Origin of the sequence: uncultured Bradyrhizobium sp. (assembly GCF_964252615.1) — a bacterium.
GTDB lineage: Bacteria > Pseudomonadota > Alphaproteobacteria > Rhizobiales > Xanthobacteraceae > Bradyrhizobium.
Genome location: NZ_CAXUNQ010000022.1, coordinates 17,627 through 34,448, shown reverse-complemented (window position 1 = coordinate 34,448; position 16,822 = coordinate 17,627). Strand labels below are relative to the sequence as shown.

The 16,822-nt window shown below is 64.2% G+C and carries 14 protein-coding genes; 12 read left to right on the top strand and 2 right to left on the bottom strand.

The features are described 5' to 3' along the window. Positions 1–117: 117 nt before the first annotated feature. The 6 genes from miaB (at position 118) to ACFE72_RS13355 (ending at position 6,713) form a co-directional block, all read left to right on the top strand. Entirely contained in the window at positions 118–1,533 is a 1,416-nt protein-coding gene (gene miaB, locus ACFE72_RS13380) for a tRNA (N6-isopentenyl adenosine(37)-C2)-methylthiotransferase MiaB (protein WP_375413583.1), read from the top strand. Between the two features lie 4 nt (positions 1,534–1,537). Continuing rightward, complete coding sequence (locus ACFE72_RS13375) at positions 1,538–2,593, top strand: PhoH family protein (RefSeq protein WP_375413582.1); 1,056 nt, start codon at positions 1,538–1,540, stop codon at positions 2,591–2,593. Positions 2,594–2,664: 71 nt separating this feature from the next. Further along, positions 2,665–3,174 (top strand): rRNA maturation RNase YbeY, encoded by a 510-nt coding sequence (ybeY, locus tag ACFE72_RS13370; protein WP_375413581.1) that lies wholly within the window; start codon positions 2,665–2,667, stop codon positions 3,172–3,174. 2 nt (positions 3,175–3,176) lie between these two features. Next, positions 3,177–4,289: a hemolysin family protein gene (locus tag ACFE72_RS13365; protein ID WP_375413580.1), complete on the top strand. Its 1,113-nt coding sequence runs from the start codon at positions 3,177–3,179 to the stop codon at positions 4,287–4,289. Further along, entirely contained in the window at positions 4,286–5,899 is a 1,614-nt protein-coding gene (gene lnt, locus ACFE72_RS13360) for an apolipoprotein N-acyltransferase (RefSeq protein WP_375413579.1), read from the top strand. Before ACFE72_RS13365 ends, lnt begins: the two co-directional genes overlap by 4 nt. Before the next feature lie 403 nt (positions 5,900–6,302). Next, entirely contained in the window at positions 6,303–6,713 is a 411-nt protein-coding gene (locus ACFE72_RS13355) for a helix-turn-helix domain-containing protein (RefSeq protein ID WP_375413578.1), read from the top strand. A gap of 109 nt (positions 6,714–6,822) precedes the next feature. On the opposite strand, the gene ACFE72_RS13350 is transcribed toward ACFE72_RS13355, so the two are convergent. After that, positions 6,823–7,563 (bottom strand): tRNA (guanine(46)-N(7))-methyltransferase TrmB, encoded by a 741-nt coding sequence (locus ACFE72_RS13350; RefSeq protein WP_375413577.1) that lies wholly within the window; start codon positions 7,561–7,563, stop codon positions 6,823–6,825. Further along, positions 7,560–8,693 (bottom strand): M20 family metallopeptidase, encoded by a 1,134-nt coding sequence (locus ACFE72_RS13345; RefSeq protein WP_375413576.1) that lies wholly within the window; start codon positions 8,691–8,693, stop codon positions 7,560–7,562. The genes ACFE72_RS13350 and ACFE72_RS13345 overlap by 4 nt, the downstream gene beginning before the upstream one ends. Before the next feature lie 536 nt (positions 8,694–9,229). Here ACFE72_RS13345 and rimP point away from each other — a divergent pair. The 6 genes from rimP (at position 9,230) to truB (ending at position 16,821) form a co-directional block, all read left to right on the top strand. Further along, on the top strand, positions 9,230–9,994 hold the full coding sequence (gene rimP, locus ACFE72_RS13340) for a ribosome maturation factor RimP (protein ID WP_375413575.1): 765 nt from the start codon (positions 9,230–9,232) through the stop codon (positions 9,992–9,994). Positions 9,995–9,997: 3 nt separating this feature from the next. Next, the gene (gene nusA, locus ACFE72_RS13335) at positions 9,998–11,614 is read left to right on the top strand and encodes a transcription termination factor NusA (RefSeq protein ID WP_375413574.1); all 1,617 of its coding nucleotides are present in this window, start codon (positions 9,998–10,000) and stop codon (positions 11,612–11,614) included. Between the two features lie 165 nt (positions 11,615–11,779). After that, positions 11,780–12,478: an RNA-binding protein gene (locus tag ACFE72_RS13330; protein WP_375413573.1), complete on the top strand. Its 699-nt coding sequence runs from the start codon at positions 11,780–11,782 to the stop codon at positions 12,476–12,478. Between the two features lie 54 nt (positions 12,479–12,532). Continuing rightward, complete coding sequence (gene infB / locus ACFE72_RS13325) at positions 12,533–15,142, top strand: translation initiation factor IF-2 (protein WP_375413572.1); 2,610 nt, start codon at positions 12,533–12,535, stop codon at positions 15,140–15,142. Between the two features lie 153 nt (positions 15,143–15,295). After that, a complete protein-coding gene (rbfA, locus tag ACFE72_RS13320; protein ID WP_375413571.1) occupies positions 15,296–15,709 on the top strand; it encodes a 30S ribosome-binding factor RbfA in 414 nt (137 codons plus the stop codon). A gap of 5 nt (positions 15,710–15,714) precedes the next feature. Continuing rightward, on the top strand, positions 15,715–16,821 hold the full coding sequence (gene truB / locus ACFE72_RS13315; protein WP_375413570.1) for a tRNA pseudouridine(55) synthase TruB: 1,107 nt from the start codon (positions 15,715–15,717) through the stop codon (positions 16,819–16,821). The last annotated feature ends 1 nt before the right edge of the window (position 16,822 follow it).

The following is a 16,822-nucleotide window of genomic DNA, read 5'->3' as shown; positions in this document are numbered from 1 at the left end:
GGCTCGACGCTTCGCGTCGCCCCGGAATGACGGAGGTAATGCTGGATTTCCCTGTCTTTAGCCTATAATTGAGCCCCGCGCCTTGAACGCGCCGTTTTGCACCATCATCCAGGTTCCATGAGCCAGCCGCGCAAGCTGCATATCAAGTCCTATGGCTGTCAGATGAATGTCTACGATGCGCAGCGCATGGTGGATACGCTGGCACCCGAAGGCTTTGTCGAGACCGCATGCGTGGACGACGCCGACCTGGTGATCCTCAACACCTGCCACATCCGTGAAAAGGCCTCCGAAAAGGTCTATTCGGAATTGGGAAGGCTCCGCATCGCCAAGGACGAAGCCGCGCGGCAAGGGCGCAGGATGAAACTCGTCGTCGCCGGCTGTGTCGCGCAGGCCGAGGGCAACGAGATCATCCGCCGCGCTCCGGTGGTCGATATCGTGGTCGGTCCGCAGAGCTATCATCACCTGCCGCAACTGCTCGCCCGCGCAACGACCCATGGGCGCGCGCTGGAAACCGAGTTTCCGGTCGACGACAAATTCGGATTTTTGGCCCCGCCTTCGCGGCAGGCGATCCGCGCGCGCGGGGTTTCGTCCTTCGTCACCGTGCAGGAAGGCTGCGACAAGTTCTGCACCTTCTGCGTGGTGCCTTATACCCGCGGCGCGGAAGTGTCGCGGCCGGTCGCCAAGATCGTCGACGACGTCCGCCGGCTCGCCGACAATGGCGTCCGCGAAATCACCCTGATCGGACAAAACGTCAATGCCTATCATGGCGAAGGCCCCGACGGCCGGCCGTGGCCGCTCGGCGCCTTGCTGGGCCGCCTCGCCGAAATTCCCGGCATCGTTCGCCTGCGCTACTCGACCAGCCATCCCCGCGACGTCGATGACACGCTGATCGCGGCGCATCGCGACCTCCAAGCCCTGATGCCGTTTGTGCACCTGCCGGTGCAATCCGGTTCCGACCGGATTCTCCGCGCCATGAACCGCAAACACACATCGCAGGATTACCGCCGCGTCATCGACCGTTTTCGCGACGCCCGGCAAGATATTGCATTTTCATCGGATTTCATCGTGGGCTTCCCCGGCGAGACCGAGGAAGATTTCGCCGCGACCCTCGCGCTGGTCGCGCAAATCGGCTACGCTGGGGCCTATTCGTTCACGTATTCGCCCCGGCCGGGAACGCCGGCGGCGGACATGCGGGAGACGCTGTCAGCGACTGAGATGGATGAGCGATTGGTGCGGCTCCAGGAATTGATCGACAGCCAGCAGTCGGCCTTCAACAAAGCGGCGATCGGCACCACCGTCGACGTGCTGTTCGAGCGGCCTGCGCGCAATCCCGGCCAGATCGTCGGCCGCACCGCTTACTTGCAGCCGGCGCACGTATTCGCCCCGCCCGGGATCATCGGGCAGGTGTTGCCCGTCGCAATCGAAAGCCTCGAGCGCTACAGCCTGCTCGGCACGCTCGCTGACCCTCCCCTGCGGCCTGCGCTTTCGGCGCCCCTTCCAATGACACCCTTTCAGACAGACGTGGGAGCCTGAACCCTTGCCCAAAAGCGCATCGGATTCGCCTTCGCTCGCCCCCAGCCGCAAACTCGACCGCGACCTGCAAGTCCCGCCCGAAACCCAAGTCGTCATCGATTTCGACGACAACCGTGCGGTGTCGGCGCTGGTCGGCCCTTATGGACAGAACCTCGCGCTGATCGAACGCCGCCTCAACATTGTGGTCGACTCCCGCGGCAATCATATCACCATCGCGGGAACGCGCGACGGCTGCGACGCGGCGCGCCGCGTGCTGGAGACACTGTATGCGCAGGCCACGCAAGGCCATGACCTTTCGCAGGGAGAGGTCGAAGGCGCGATCCGCGCCGTGGTTGCGCAGGGCTCCCTGTTCGAATTCGATCCCAAGGCGCCAAAGACCTCGTTCGAAGCCATCAACCTGCGCAAACGCCCGGTGCGGGCGCGCACCGCCGCGCAAGACTCCTACATCCGCGCGCTCAAGAAGCACGAACTGGTATTCGGCATCGGCCCCGCCGGCACCGGCAAGACCTGGCTCGCGGTGGCGCAGGCCGCGCAGTTGTTCGAGCGCAAGGAAGTCGACCGCATCATCCTGACGCGGCCGGCGGTCGAAGCCGGCGAACGTCTCGGCTTCCTGCCCGGCGACCTGCGCGAAAAGGTCGATCCTTATTTGCGCCCGATTTACGACGCGCTGTACGATCTGATGGATTCGCGCGTTGTCGAGCGGGCACTGCAGACCGGCGAAATCGAAATCGCGCCGCTCGCTTTCATGCGTGGACGCACCCTCACCAATGCGGCCATTATCCTGGACGAGGCGCAAAACACCACGTCGATGCAGATGAAGATGTTCCTGACGCGCCTAGGCGAAAACAGCCGCATGATCGTTACCGGCGATCCCTCCCAGGTCGACCTGCCGAACGGCCAGACCTCAGGGCTTGCGGAAGCCACAAAGCTGCTCGACGGGGTTGATGGCATCGCGCTGGTCAAATTCACGGCCGAGGATGTGATCCGCCACGAACTGGTGGCGCGGATTGTCGCGGCATACGAGGGATTGCCGCGGAAGCCGGCAACCAAGAATACCTGATGCGAAAATTCTCGCGCGAGAGCAGCCTTCTCGATCGAGGGACCGCTGCTTTTAGAAAAAGTTCTGCAACGATGGCGCTGTCCGCCCTGCCGGAGACCGAAGTCCTCATTGTCGCGGCGTGCTGGGGCGCCGAGGCGGACGCCGGCGCCATCGTGCATCGCGCCATCGAAGCGGCCGCCGCCTTGGTCGAGGCCGATACCGGCGACGCCGAACTCGCGGTGATGCTGACCGACGATGCCGGGATTCGCACCCTGAACAAGAACTGGCGCGGCCAGGACAAGCCGACCAACGTGCTGTCGTTTCCGGCGCTGCAGCCGCCCGCCGGCCGCGAGTTCGACGATGCGCCGCGCATGCTCGGCGACATCGCGATCGCCTATGAGACGACGCGCCGCGAGGCCGACGACGAACAGAAGCCGTTCGACCATCATCTCAGCCATCTTGCGGTCCACGGCTTTCTTCACCTGGTCGGTTACGACCACGAAAAAGACAGCGATGCCGAAACGATGGAAAATCTCGAGCGCAACATCCTGGCGGAGCTCGGAATTCCGGACCCCTATGCGGATCAGGACCGGGTGAGCTGACGATGCCGGATTCCGACCCCACCCACGACAACCCGAAGAACACCGCCAACCTGCCGGCCGTAATGCAGGAAGGCGAACTGCTGCGCCCTGCTGCCGACAACTGGCTCACTCGGGCGATCCGCACGCTGTTCGGATGGAAGCCGGGATCGGTCCGCGACGACCTCCAGGTGGTGCTCGACGCCTCGCAGCCGGACGAGGTGGGATTTTCCGCCATCGAGCGCAACATGCTGCGCAACATTCTCGGCTTGCACGAGCGGCGCATCGCCGATGTAATGGTGCATCGCGCCGACATCGTCGCGGTGAAACGCGATATTTCGCTCGGCGAACTGATGAGCCTGTTCGAGAGCGCGGCGCATTCGCGGCTGGTGGTGTACAACGAAACGCTGGACGATCCGGAAGGCATCGTTCACATCCGCGATCTGCTGGCGTTCATGACCGCGAAGGCGCGCCTGACGACGCCGAGCAAGGCCAAGCGCAAGAAACCTACCGCCGCCGGGCTCGACCTGCGTTCGGTGGATCTCGCGCTGCCGCTCGGCGAGGCTCACATCATCCGGAAACTGCTCTATGTGCCGCCGTCGATGCGCGCCATCGATCTTTTGGCGCAGATGCAGGCGTCGCGAATTCACCTGGCGCTGGTGGTCGACGAATATGGCGGCACCGACGGGTTGGTGTCGATCGAGGACATCGTCGAGCAGATTGTCGGCGAGATCGACGACGAGCATGACAGCGACGAGCCGCCGGCGATCGTGAAGCAGTCGGATAATTCCTTCATCGCCGACGCCCGCGCGAGCCTCGACGACGTCCGCTCCGTGATCGGCGGAGATTTTGTGACCGGCGAGGCCGGCGAGGAAGTCCAGACCCTCGGCGGCTATCTCGTCACTCATGTGGGGCGTCTGCCGGTGCGCGGCGAAGTCATCTCCGGCCCCGGCAATTACGAGATCGAAGTGCTCGACGCCGATCCGCGCCGCGTCAAGCGCCTGCGCATCGGCATGCGCAAGGAACGCCCTGCGCCTCGTCCGGCCCGCCGCCGCGACACTACGCCGGACGCGGCCAACGCCCAGCACAATGAGCCCCCCAGTTCTTCGCCGCCCGGCGACGGAGCCGGCACTCCGTGATTTCAGCACGCACTCTCCGCGGCATCGGCTCGTCGATCATCCTGTCATGGGGCTGGAAGCGCGCCGTCATTGCGCTGGCGGCCGGCGCCGTATCGGCGCTGGCAATGGCGCCGTTCAATGCCTGGCCGGTGCTGTGGCTGACATTTCCGGTGATGGTGTGGCTGATCGACGGCGCCGGCGCCGGACGCTGGCGCGGCCTGCCCGCCGCCGCGATGGCGGGATGGTGGTTCGGCCTCGGCTATTTCGTCCCCGGACTGTACTGGATCGGCTACGCCTTCCTGGTCGATGCCCCGACTTTCGCGTGGCTGCTGCCGTTCGCGATTCTGGGCCTGCCCGCCTATCTCGCGCTGTTCACGGCGCTGGGCTTCGCGCTGGCGCGGCTGATCTGGAGCAGCGACGCCTCGCGCATCCTGGCGCTCGCCGCCGGCCTGACCGTCGGCGAATGGCTGCGCGGTCATACGCTCACCGGCTTTCCATGGAACGCATTCGGCTACGCGCTGACCGAGCCGCTGGCGCTGGCGCAGACCGCGTCGCTGATCGGCCTGTGGGGCCTGACCTTCCTCAGCGTCGCGATCTTCGCGAGCCCGGCGGTGCTGATCGATGGCCGTTCCCGCGGACGCACGCCCTGGATCGCGCCGGCGGCCGCCGTGCTGCTGCTTGTCGTCATGGGTATTTATGGCGCGGTTCGCCTCGCGCTGCAGCCCACCCGGCTGGTCGCGAATGTAAAACTGCGCATCATGCAGCCCAATCTGCCGCAGGACGCGCGGTTCAATTATTCCGCCAAAGCGGACGTGATGCAAAAATATCTTAACCTGTCGGATCGCGCCACCGGGCCGCAATCCACCGGCGTGCGCGACGCCAACATCCTGATCTGGCCGGAATCCGCGTTTCCATTTTTCCTGACCCGGGAGGCCGATGCGATGGCGCAGATCGCGGATCTGCTGCCCAAGGGGACGGTGCTGGTCACCGGCGCGGTGCGCGCGCCGGATGTTCCGCCCGGCGCGAAGATCACCCGCGCCTATAATTCGATCTACGTCATCGATCACGACGGCAGCGTGCTGTCGGTCTACGACAAGCTCTATCTGGTTCCGTTCGGCGAATTTTTGCCGCTGCAGGACTGGATGGAAAAGCTTGGCTTCGTCCAGTTGACGAAAGTGCAGGGCGGATTCATCCCCGGCACGCGCCGCCGCACCATGGAGGTGCCGAACGCGCCGCGCATGCTGCCGTTGATCTGCTACGAGGCGGTGTTTCCCGGCGAGATCGAAACCCGCGGCGACCGCCCGGGCTGGATCGTCAACCTGACCAATGACGGCTGGTTCGGAATTTCCACCGGCCCCTACCAGCATCTGCAGCAGGCGCGGCTGCGCGGCATCGAGGAAGGGCTGCCGCTGGTCCGCGCCGCCAATACCGGAGTCTCGGCGGTGATCGATCCCTTGGGCCGCATCGTCGCGCGGCTCGATCTCGGTGCGGAGGGCGTGCTGGATTCCGGCCTGCCGGCCGCGATTGCGCCGACGGTCTATGCGCGCCTCGGCGATATTCCCGCCGCGATGATGGTTGCCGCCGCAATCCTCATCGTGATCCGGCGCCGCGCGGCGAAAAGCGTTTCCTGAAAATGGAATGCCGCCTCGCTCCGATCGAACGTCACGCACCTTAATTTTATACAAAAAAAATTTCGAACACCGGACCGCCGCAAGAGACTTCGAACATACACTGGCGATACGGTCCCGCTTGTTCGGTGATTCGGCGACGCGCGATAAAATCAGTTTCGCAAAAGTGGAACGCGGTTCATACCTCAACCAGATTCCGCGCAAAACATTTTGGAATTATGCGCGCGTTAGTAGAGCAACGTCTAATGTGCTAGTTTGCCGAGCGAAAAACTCGCGGCAATTACCGGTTGGCCCTCCAACATTTGACGATTACAGCGTTAACGGCATACTCCATATCTGCTTGTGCAATTGCGACGTTGCTTTTGCAAATAGCCCTCGCGTTGCGAAGCCCAAGGGAGAGTTGGAGATGCCCACCAAAGCGCCCAATCCTGTTGACCGACACGTCGGCAGCCGTGTGCGCATGCGACGGATCATGCTGGGCATGAGCCAGGAAAAACTCGGCGAAGGCCTCGGGCTGACGTTTCAGCAAATCCAGAAATACGAGAAAGGCACCAACCGCATCGGCGCCAGCCGCATTCACCAGATTTCAGAAATCCTTCAGGTGCCGGTGTCGTTCCTGTTCGAGGGCTCTCCCGGCACGAGCGCGGAAGGTTATAGCGAAGCGCCCTCGCCGGCCTATGTCGCCGATTTCCTCGCGACCTCTGAGGGGCTGGCGCTGATCCGCGCCTTCACGCGCATTCCCGACATCAAGCTGCGCCGCATCATCGTCGACATGGTGGACCTGATCGGCACCAACGAAGAGGCCAAGAGCCAGTGAAGCAGCGCCGCCGTACCGGGGCGCGTCTGTTGCGAGCCCGGAATCCATACTCACACTGGTGGTTATGGATTCTGGGCCTGCGCCAAGAGGCGTATCCCGGAATGACGGTTCAGGTGGTCCGCCGAAACCGCAAATACGCCGCCTGCCGACCTTCCCGCGCGGCTTTGCGGCCGTAGCGCGTCATGGTGTAGTCCGGCCACGGCAGCCGCCAATGCTCGGCGCGTTCCGCGGTCCAGAAAAATTCCGGCGAACGCGTCAGGTGGCGAAGCGTCCAGGCGACGTAATCGTCGATGTCGCACACGAAACGGAATTCGCCGGATGGCTCAAGCGCGCGCGCCATCGCGGCAATGGTTGCGTCCTGCACGAAACGCCGCTTCCAGTGCCGCCGCTTCGGCCACGGATCGGGATGGATCAGGTCGATCCGGCGCAGCGAACGCGGCGGCGCCCATGCCAGCAATGCGGCGGCGTCGCCCGCGAACAGCTTGACGTTGCCGATGTTGCGGGCTTCGATCTGGGCCAGGATTTTCGCCATGCCGTTGACATAGGGCTCGCAGCCGATGAAGCCGGTCTGCGGAAACGCCAGCGCTTCGGCGATCATGTGCTCGCCGCCGCCGAACCCGATCTCGAGACGCACGCTCTCGAGCGGCGGATCGAACAGCACCGCGAGGCCGGGCGGAGCGGCGCTCTCGATGTCGAGCGACAGATGCGGCAGCAGGTTCTCGATCAGGTCGGCCTGATGGGCGCGGAGCTTGTGACCCTTGCGCCGCCCGAAGAACGAGCCCCGCGCGCGGGCGGCGCCGCCCTCGGACGGCACGTCATGACGATCGCAATCGCCGGCGGGGAAGCTCATCGCAGCGTCTGATACAGCCGATGCAGCAGCCGCGCCCGCGGCTCGATCGACGAGATGTACATCTGCTCATAATGCGTGTGGGCTCCGCGGCCGTCGACGCCGAGCCCGTCGAGCGTCGCGGTAAAGGCCGCGGTAAAATTGCCGTCGGAGCCGCCCCCGCTGAACGTATCCGTCAGATCGAACCCGATGTCGGCGGCGAGCGTCCTGGCGTGCTCGTAGAGCGCGGCGCCGGCATTGCTCTTTTCGTAGGGCGGCCGGCTCAATGCGCCGGCGACCTTGACCGTGACGCCGTCGGTGTTCGATTGCAGATTGAGGATCCTGCCGACGAATTCGTCGGCATCCGCGATGGTCGTGACGCGAAGGTCGACGTGGGCATAGGCCTCCTCGGCAATGACGTTCGGCCTGGTGCCGCCACGGATCACTCCGACATTGACGGTGACGCCGCGCCCGACGTCGGTCATCGCCTCCAGCGCCTGAATCACGTTGGCAAGCTCGCGGATGGCGCTGCGGCCATCCTGCGGACGGGTGCCGGCATGCGCCGGCACCCCATGCACGAATACCTCGAAGCGCGCGACGCCCTTGCGTCCGGTGACCACCTTGCCGCCGTCGCGCGCCGGCTCGGTCACCAGCACGTACTTTGCCTTATGCCCCTCCGCCTCGATCAGCGCGCGCGAGGTCGGGCTGCCGATCTCTTCGTCCGAGACATACAGGTGGGTAATACCGAGCGGCGGGCGTTCGCTCTCCTCGCAAAGCCGTGCGAACGCGCGAAAGGCCAGATAGGCGCCGCCCTTCATGTCATAGATGCCGGGACCGAACGCGCTGTCGCCCTCGATCCGAAACGGCAGCCGTTCGATGAATCCAAGCGGATGCACGGTGTCGAGATGGCTGAGCACCAGGATGCCCGGCGCGTCCGCGCCCCAGGCCGAGCGCGCGATCAGATGATCGCCGCATCCCCCGGTTCCGGCAATGCGCTCGAGCGCGACCGGCAGGCCGCGATAACTCTCCGCGACCATCTGCACGAGTTCATTGACCCGTCCGGGCGCGTCGGTCGGCGTTTCGATTTCGACCCAGCGCCGAATGCCTTCGAGCATCGTTCCGGAATCGAAAGGATCGGACACCGTCGTCTGCATCGTTGTTGCCTGCATCGAAATCAATTGCCGGCTTGACCCGGCAATCCATCGCCTTTGACGACTCTTGTTAAAGATGGATGTGCGGGTCAAGCCCCGCGCATGACGGTGGAAGTTCAGCCTCGCCCGCTCGGTATCCGATGCCGGGACGGCACTGCAAAGACCGGCGATCGATATCTCGTCCTCGCGCGCCAGCAGGTCCACCAGCGTGGGAGGGGCGTTGCCGAGCGCCGACAGCCTCCGGCCAGTTCCGCCCGCGCGGCGATTCGATGCAACTTTCGGGCAATTTGAGCGGGCTTTGTGAAGCAAGGATTAGGCGTGAAAATCATCGCTTTGGGCCGTCCGGCCCTTGCCGGACCCTGAGAAAACCGCTATATCAGCCGCAACTTAATCGTCTCAACTACGATCACGTATTGAGAGTGGGCCCCACCGGACCCGCTCTTTTTTATTACCTGAACGGACCTGACGCGCCGCGGTGCCGGGTTCCGCGCGGGCTGCTTCAACCCAACGCCAGCAAGAACCGCCTTTTGACCCTGGATATGACCGATCCGACCGTCGACCCTGTAGGTTTCGATCTGCTTGCCGAACCGCGGCTCGTCACCGAGCCGGGCGTAGGCGCGCGCGTCTCCGCTATCGCAGGCCCGGTGCTGCAGGGCATGGGCTACCGCCTGGTGCGAATAAAAGTGTCCGGCGAACAGGGCTGCACGGTCCAGATCATGGCGGAACGGGCGGACGGAACCATGCTGATCGAGGACTGTGAGGCGATCTCGAAGGCGCTGTCGCCGGTGCTGGACGTCGCCGATCCTATTCAACGCGCCTACCGGCTGGAGATTTCATCGCCGGGGATCGACCGGCCGCTGGTCCGCCGCTCGGATTTCCTGCGCTATGCCGGCTATCTGGTGAAAATCGAGATGGCGGTTGCGCATCGGGGCCGCAAGCGGTTCCGCGGCATCTTGGGCGGCATCGAAGGCGATGCCGTGCATCTGGTTCGCGAAGACGTGCGCAACGACGAAAATCCCGCCGTCCTGCTCGTGATGGAGGACATCGCGGACGCGCGGCTGGTGCTGACCGACGAATTGATCGCCGAATCGATGCGGCGCGGCAAGATCGCCGAGCGCGAAATGAAGCAAGCTCTGGGTATTCTGCCGCCGCCGCCGCCGCATGCGACGAAAAGCGATCCGGCCAGAAGCAATGCGCCGAAGCCGAAGCTGAAGAAAAAACCCGCGCCCAGGAACACCAAGGAACACCGCCTTGCCGCACAGCAATTGCGGCGGGACGAGATCGATCCCATCGAAGGAGACTGAGTCATGGCAGCTGTCAGCGCCAATAAGATCGAGCTTCTGCAGATCGCGGACGCGGTTGCGCGAGAAAAATCCATCGACCGCGGCATTGTGATCGCGGCGATGGAAGACGCCATCGCCAAGGCCGCGCGCGCCCGCTACGGCTCCGAGACCGACGTCCACGCCGAGATCGATCCGAAGAAGGGCGAACTGCGGCTGTCGCGCCACATGCTGGTGGTCGATCTGGTCGAGAACGCGTCCAACCAGATTTCATTGATCGACGCACAGCGCGCCAATCCCGGCGCGCAGGTCGGCGACACCATCGCCGACACGCTGCCGCCGCTGGAATACGGCCGCATCGCCGCCCAATCCGCCAAGCAGGTGATCGTGCAGAAGGTGCGCGAGGCCGAACGCGACCGGCAATATCAGGAATTCAAGGATCGCATCGGCGATATCGTCAACGGCATCGTCAAGCGCGTCGAATACGGCAGCGTCATTGTGGATCTGGGTCGCGGTGAAGCCATCGTGCGCCGTGACGAGATGCTGCCGCGCGAAGTGTTCCGCAACGGCGACCGCGTCCGCGCCTATATTTTCGACGTGCGGCGCGAGACCCGCGGGCCGCAAATCTTCCTGTCGCGGACCCATCCGCAATTCATGGCAAAGTTGTTCGCGCAGGAAGTGCCGGAGATCTATGACGGCATTGTCGAGATCAAGGCGGTGGCGCGCGATCCCGGGTCGCGCGCGAAAATCGGCGTGATTTCACGGGATTCCTCGGTCGATCCGGTCGGCGCCTGCGTCGGCATGCGCGGCTCGCGGGTGCAGGCCGTGGTCAACGAGCTGCAGGGCGAAAAGATCGACATCATTCCGTGGTCGCCGGATATCGCGACCTTCGTAGTCAATGCACTGGCGCCGGCCGAAGTCGCCAAGGTGGTGATCGACGAAGACCGCGAGCGCATCGAGGTTGTAGTTCCCGATACCAATAACCAGCTTTCACTGGCGATCGGACGGCGCGGCCAGAACGTGCGCCTCGCCTCGCAGCTGACCGGCTGGGATATCGACATCCTGACCGAGCAGGAAGAATCCGAACGCCGCCAAGCCGATTTCGAAAACTCGACGCGGGTGTTCATGGAAGCGCTCAATGTCGACGAGGTGGTCGGGCAATTGCTGGCGTCGGAAGGTTTTACGTCGGTGGAGGAACTGGCGCTGGTCGATGTCCGGGAACTGGCGGGGATCGAGGGGTTCGACGATGAAACCGCCAACGAATTGCAGAGCCGTGCCCGCGAATATCTCGAAACGCTCGAAACAGAGCTTGAAAACAAACGAAGGGAACTCGGTGTGGATGATGCTTTGAAAACGGTGCCCGGCGTGACCTCAAAGATGCTGGTGAAATTCGGCGAGAACGACATCAAGACCGTCGAGGATCTGGCGGGCTGCGCCACCGACGACCTGGTCGGCTGGACCGAGCGCAAGGAAGGCGGCGAGCCGACCAAGCATCCCGGCATTCTCGACGCCAACGAAGTCACGCGTGAAGATGCCGAAGGCATGATCATGCAGGCCCGCGTCATCGCCGGCTGGATCACCGAGGCGGATCTCGCGAAAAACAAGGAATCGACCGAAGAAGCCGCCGAAGAACAGCCGGTTTGAGGACAAGCTCGGTGCGTTTTGCAGGAGCGTCCACGAACTCAGCGTCATGCGCGGGCTTGACCCGCGCATCCATCCTGCTTCGCACGAGTCTTTCGAAGCGGATGGATTGCCGGGCCAGGCCCGGCAATGGCGGCGTATCAAACAGTTAAAGGACATGACCCTTGCATGCTTGCCATCGCCGATCCCGCCGATCTCGACAACGGACCGCGGACCAACAGGTCCGGGACGATGCGGATGTGCGCGGTCACGCGGGCCGTGCGGCCGATCGACGAACTGATCCGGTTTGTCGTTGCGCCTTCGGGCGAGGTGATCGCGGATCTGAAGCGCAAGCTTCCCGGCCGGGGCCTGTGGATTTCAGCATCGCGCACGGCGGTTGCGGAATCGATCAGGCGTAACCAGTTTGGCAAGGGTTTTAAACAAAACGTCCGGGTGGCGCCGACGCTGGCTGCGGATACCGAGCGGTTGCTGGTCCGCGGCGTGACCGAAGCGCTCGCGATGGCCGCCAAAGCGGGCCAGGCGGTGGCCGGATTTGCCAAGGTCGAAGGCGCGCTGCAGCAGCGTCAGGCGGTGGCCCTGATCCATGCGGCGGATGGCGGCGCGGACGGAATCCGCAAATTGGACGCGATCGTCCGGCAAAATGCCGGGAATAGCGGGGACTCGCATCAAATTCCGGTATTCGGAATGCTGACATCCGAACAATTGGATTTGGCACTCGGGCGGTCAAATGTGATACATGCAGCGCTGCTCGCGGGTTCGGCGAGCAAGACATTCCTGTCGCGCAGCCTGTTTCTGGTCCGATACCGGATGGCTGACGAGGACAGGACTGCCGGCCATGCGGCCAGGACTTTGCTGAAGAACGGATGACTTTGCTGACAAATGATGCGGATACGCACGACGCAACAGGATTGGGACTGCTGAATGGTTGATACGAAATCGCCTAGCGACAAGACGCTGAGTGTTCCGACCAAGACCTTGACGCTCAAGCCGCGCGTCGAGACGGGCACGGTGCGCCAGAGCTTCAGCCACGGCCGTACCAAGCAGGTGGTGGTGGAGAAGCGCGGCAAGCGTCGCGTCGGCGGCGACGCGCCGGGCGCTGAGGCGTCGCATGCGCCGGAGCCGGCGGTCGCCAAGGTACCCGCCAAATCCGTCCTGACCCGCCCGGCTGCGGCTCCCGCGCCGCGCTCCAATTCGGGCGTGGTGTTGCGGACGCTGACCGAAGACGAGCGCTCCGCGCGCGCCAGCGCGCTGGCGGATGCGAAGGTGCGCGACATCGAAGAGCGCCGCCTCGCGGAAGAGGAAGCCAGGCGCCGCAACAGCAAGGAAGGCATCGAACAGGCCGAACGCGAAGCCGCCGAGGCGCGCCGCAAGGCCGAGGAAGAGCGCCACCGGCAGGATGAGGAAGCCAAGCGCAAGGCCGAAGCCGAAGCCAAAAAGCGTTTCGGCGAAGCCGAAGCCAAGGAAGCCCGCGCCGCCGCGACCACGACCGCGCGCGCGTTGCCTGCCGCGCGCGCTCCCGGCGTTGCCGCCGACGCCAGCGACGAGGACGAGGGTCCGCGCCAGATCCGCCGCGGCCCCGGCGGCGTCGCCCGCCCCGCCGCACCTCCAAAGACCACGGCGAAACCGGCGCCGCAGAAGCAGCGCGGCCGCCTGACGCTGGTCACCGCGCTCAATGCCGACGACGTGCGCGAGCGTTCGATAGCCTCGTTCCGCCGCCGCACCCAGCGCCTGAAGGGACACGTCTCGAACGAGCCGAAAGAGAAGCTCATTCGCGAGGTGACGATCCCCGAAGCCATCACTATCCAGGAACTCGCCAACCGCATGGCCGAGCGCGCCGTCGACGTGATCCGGCTCTTGATGAAGCAGGGCCAGATGGTGAAGATCACCGACGTGATCGACGCCGATACCGCGCAGCTGGTGGCCGAGGAAATGGGCCACACCGTCAAGCGCGTCGCGGCGGCTGACGTCGAGGAAGGCCTGTTCGACATCGTCGACGATTCGACCGATACCGAGCCGCGCTCGCCGGTCGTGACCGTGATGGGCCACGTCGACCACGGCAAGACGTCGCTGCTCGATGCGTTGCGCCACGCCAATGTGGTGTCCGGCGAAGCCGGCGGCATCACGCAGCATATCGGCGCCTATCAGGTGACTTCGCCGGAAAGCGGCAAGAAGATCACCTTCATCGACACGCCCGGCCACGCCGCCTTTACCGCGATGCGCGCGCGCGGCGCCAAGGTCACCGACATCGTCATCCTGGTGGTCGCGGCCGATGACGGCGTCATGCCGCAGACCGTCGAGGCCATCAACCACGCCAAGGCGGCGAAGGTGCCGATGATCGTGGCGATCAACAAGATCGACAAGCCCGACGCCAAGCCGGAGCGCGTGCGCACCGAGCTGCTGCAATACGAGGTCCAGGTCGAATCATTGGGAGGCGAGGTGGTCGACGTCGAAGTCTCCGCCCGGAACAAGACCAATCTCGACAAGCTGCTGGAAATGATCGCGCTGCAGGCCGAGCTGCTCGACCTCAAGACCAACGCACAGCGACCCGCCGAAGGCACCGTGATCGAAGCCAAGCTCGATCGCGGCCGCGGCCCGGTGGCGACCGTGCTGGTTCAGCGCGGCACGCTGAGGGTCGGCGACATCATCGTCGCCGGCGCCGAGATGGGCCGCGTCCGGGCATTGATCAACGATCAGGGCGACACCATCGACGAAGCCGGACCTTCGGTCCCGGTCGAAGTGCTCGGCTTCAACGGTCCGCCGGAAGCCGGCGACCGCATGGCCGTGGTCGAGAACGAAGCCCGCGCGCGCCAGGTCACGAGCTATCGCGCGCATCAGAAGCGCGAAAACGCCGCCGCTTCGGTTTCCGGCATGCGCGGCTCGCTCGAGCAGATGATGTCCCAACTGAAGACCACGGGCCGCAAGGATTTCCCGCTGATCATCAAGGCCGACGTGCAGGGCTCGCTGGAAGCGATCCTCGGCTCGCTGGAAAAGCTCGGAACCGACGAGGTCGCTGCCCGCATCCTGCATGCCGGCGTCGGCGGCATCTCGGAATCCGACGTGACCCTGGCGGAGGGTTTCAATGCCGCCATCATCGGCTTCAATGTCCGCGCCCACAAGGAAGCCGCGGCCGCCGCCAAGCGCAACGGCATCGAAATCCGCTACTACAACATCATCTACGATCTCGTCGACGATGTGAAGAAGGCGATGAGCGGCCTCTTGGCGCCGACGCTGCGCGAAACCATGCTGGGCAACGCGCTGATCCTGGAAGTGTTCAACATCTCCAAGGTCGGCAAGGTCGCGGGCTGCCGCGTCACCGATGGCTCGGTGGAACGCGGCGCCAATGTCCGCCTGATCCGCGACAACGTCGTCGTGCATGAAGGCAAGCTGTCGACGCTGAAACGCTTCAAGGACGAAGTGAAGGAAGTGGCCTCGGGCCAGGAGTGCGGCATGGCGTTCGAGAATTACGGCGACATGCGCCAGGGCGACATCATCGAGTGTTATCGCGTGGAGACGATCCAGCGCAGTCTGTAAGTTCGAGCCTTACAGCTCCATCCTCGTCATTCCGGGATGCGCCATTTGGCGCAGGCCCGGAATCCATACTCGCCGTCGTGGTTATGGATTCCGGGCTCGCTCACAAGAGTTCGCGCCCCGGAATGAACGGCAGAAATGAATTGAGAAACGATTTTGCCCCGCCACCACCAGAAATCCTCCGCCCCCGGCGGCTCGCAGCGCCAGCTGCGCGTCGGCGAGATCGTGCGGCATGCGGTCGCGGATTTGCTCGCGCAGGGCGCGGTGCACGATCCCGAACTCGAAGGCCACATCATCACGGTACCGGAAGTGCGGATGTCGCCGGACCTGAAACTCGCCACCGTCTATGTGATGCCGCTCGGCGGCCGGGATACCGACGTCGTGCTCACAGCGCTTGCGCGCAACAAAAAATTCCTGCGCGGCGAGGTTGCGCATCGCGTTAACCTGAAATTCGCACCTGATCTGCGCTTTCGCATCGACGACCGATTCGACGAAGCGGAACGGATCGAGAAATTACTGCGAACACCTGCGGTGCAACGAGACCTCAAGCCAGAATCGGACGACACATGATGGCCGTGACGATACCAGCCGGCGCCATCGATCCGCAAAATGGTGAATTGAACGATGCGGAAAAAAATATTTCTGCGAATTCCGCTCGCCCCGCGCGGGGAAACAACGACCCGCGCGGCGGCAGCCGCGGCGAGCAGCAGCGGCAGAGCCAACAGCCGCGCCGCGACAAGCGCGACGTGCATGGCTGGGTCATTCTCGACAAGCCGATCGGCATGACCTCGACCCATGCAGTTGCAGTGATAAAACGGCTGTTTTCCGCCAGGCGCGCGGGCCATGCCGGCACGCTCGATCCGCTGGCCTCCGGCGGCCTGCCGATCGCGCTCGGCGAAGCCACCAAGACGGTCCCCTTCGTGATGGACGGCCGCAAGCGCTACCGCTTCACGGTCGCCTGGGGCGAGGAGCGCGACACCGATGACACCGAGGGCCGAGTCACCCAAACCAGCGACATTCGCCCCTCCGCCGAGGCGATCCAAGCGCTGCTGCCGCGGTTCACCGGAATGATCGAACAAACCCCGCCGCAATACTCCGCCATCAAGATTGCGGGTGAGCGGGCCTATGACCTGGCGCGCGATGGCGAGGTCGTCGCGTTGCAGCCGCGCCCGGTCGAAATTCACCAATTATCTCTCGTAGATCAACCAGATAGCAGCCATTCGGTGTTCGAGGCCGAATGCGGCAAGGGAACCTATGTGCGAGCGCTGGCCCGCGATATCGGCCGGCTTCTGGGCTGTTACGGCCATATCTGCGCGCTGCGGCGGACCCTGGTCGGCCCGTTCGGCGAGGACGACATGATTCCGCTGGAACAGCTCCAGGCTTTGTGCGATAGAGCCGCGTCTGGCGAGGGCAGCCTCGCCGACGCGCTTTTGCCCGTTGAGACCGCGCTGGACGACATCCCGGCGCTGGCCGTCACTCGGGCTGATGCGGCAAGGCTCCACCGGGGCCAGGCCGTCTTGTTGCGCGGACGGGATGCGCCCAATAGTAGCGGCACAGTCTATGTCACGGTCGCAGGCCGCCTCTTGGCGCTTGCTGAAATTGGCAATGGCGAACTCATCCCCAAGCGCGTGTTCAACCTGACCAGACTTGTTGCAAGTCACGGTCGCAACGAGAAAGTTTGAC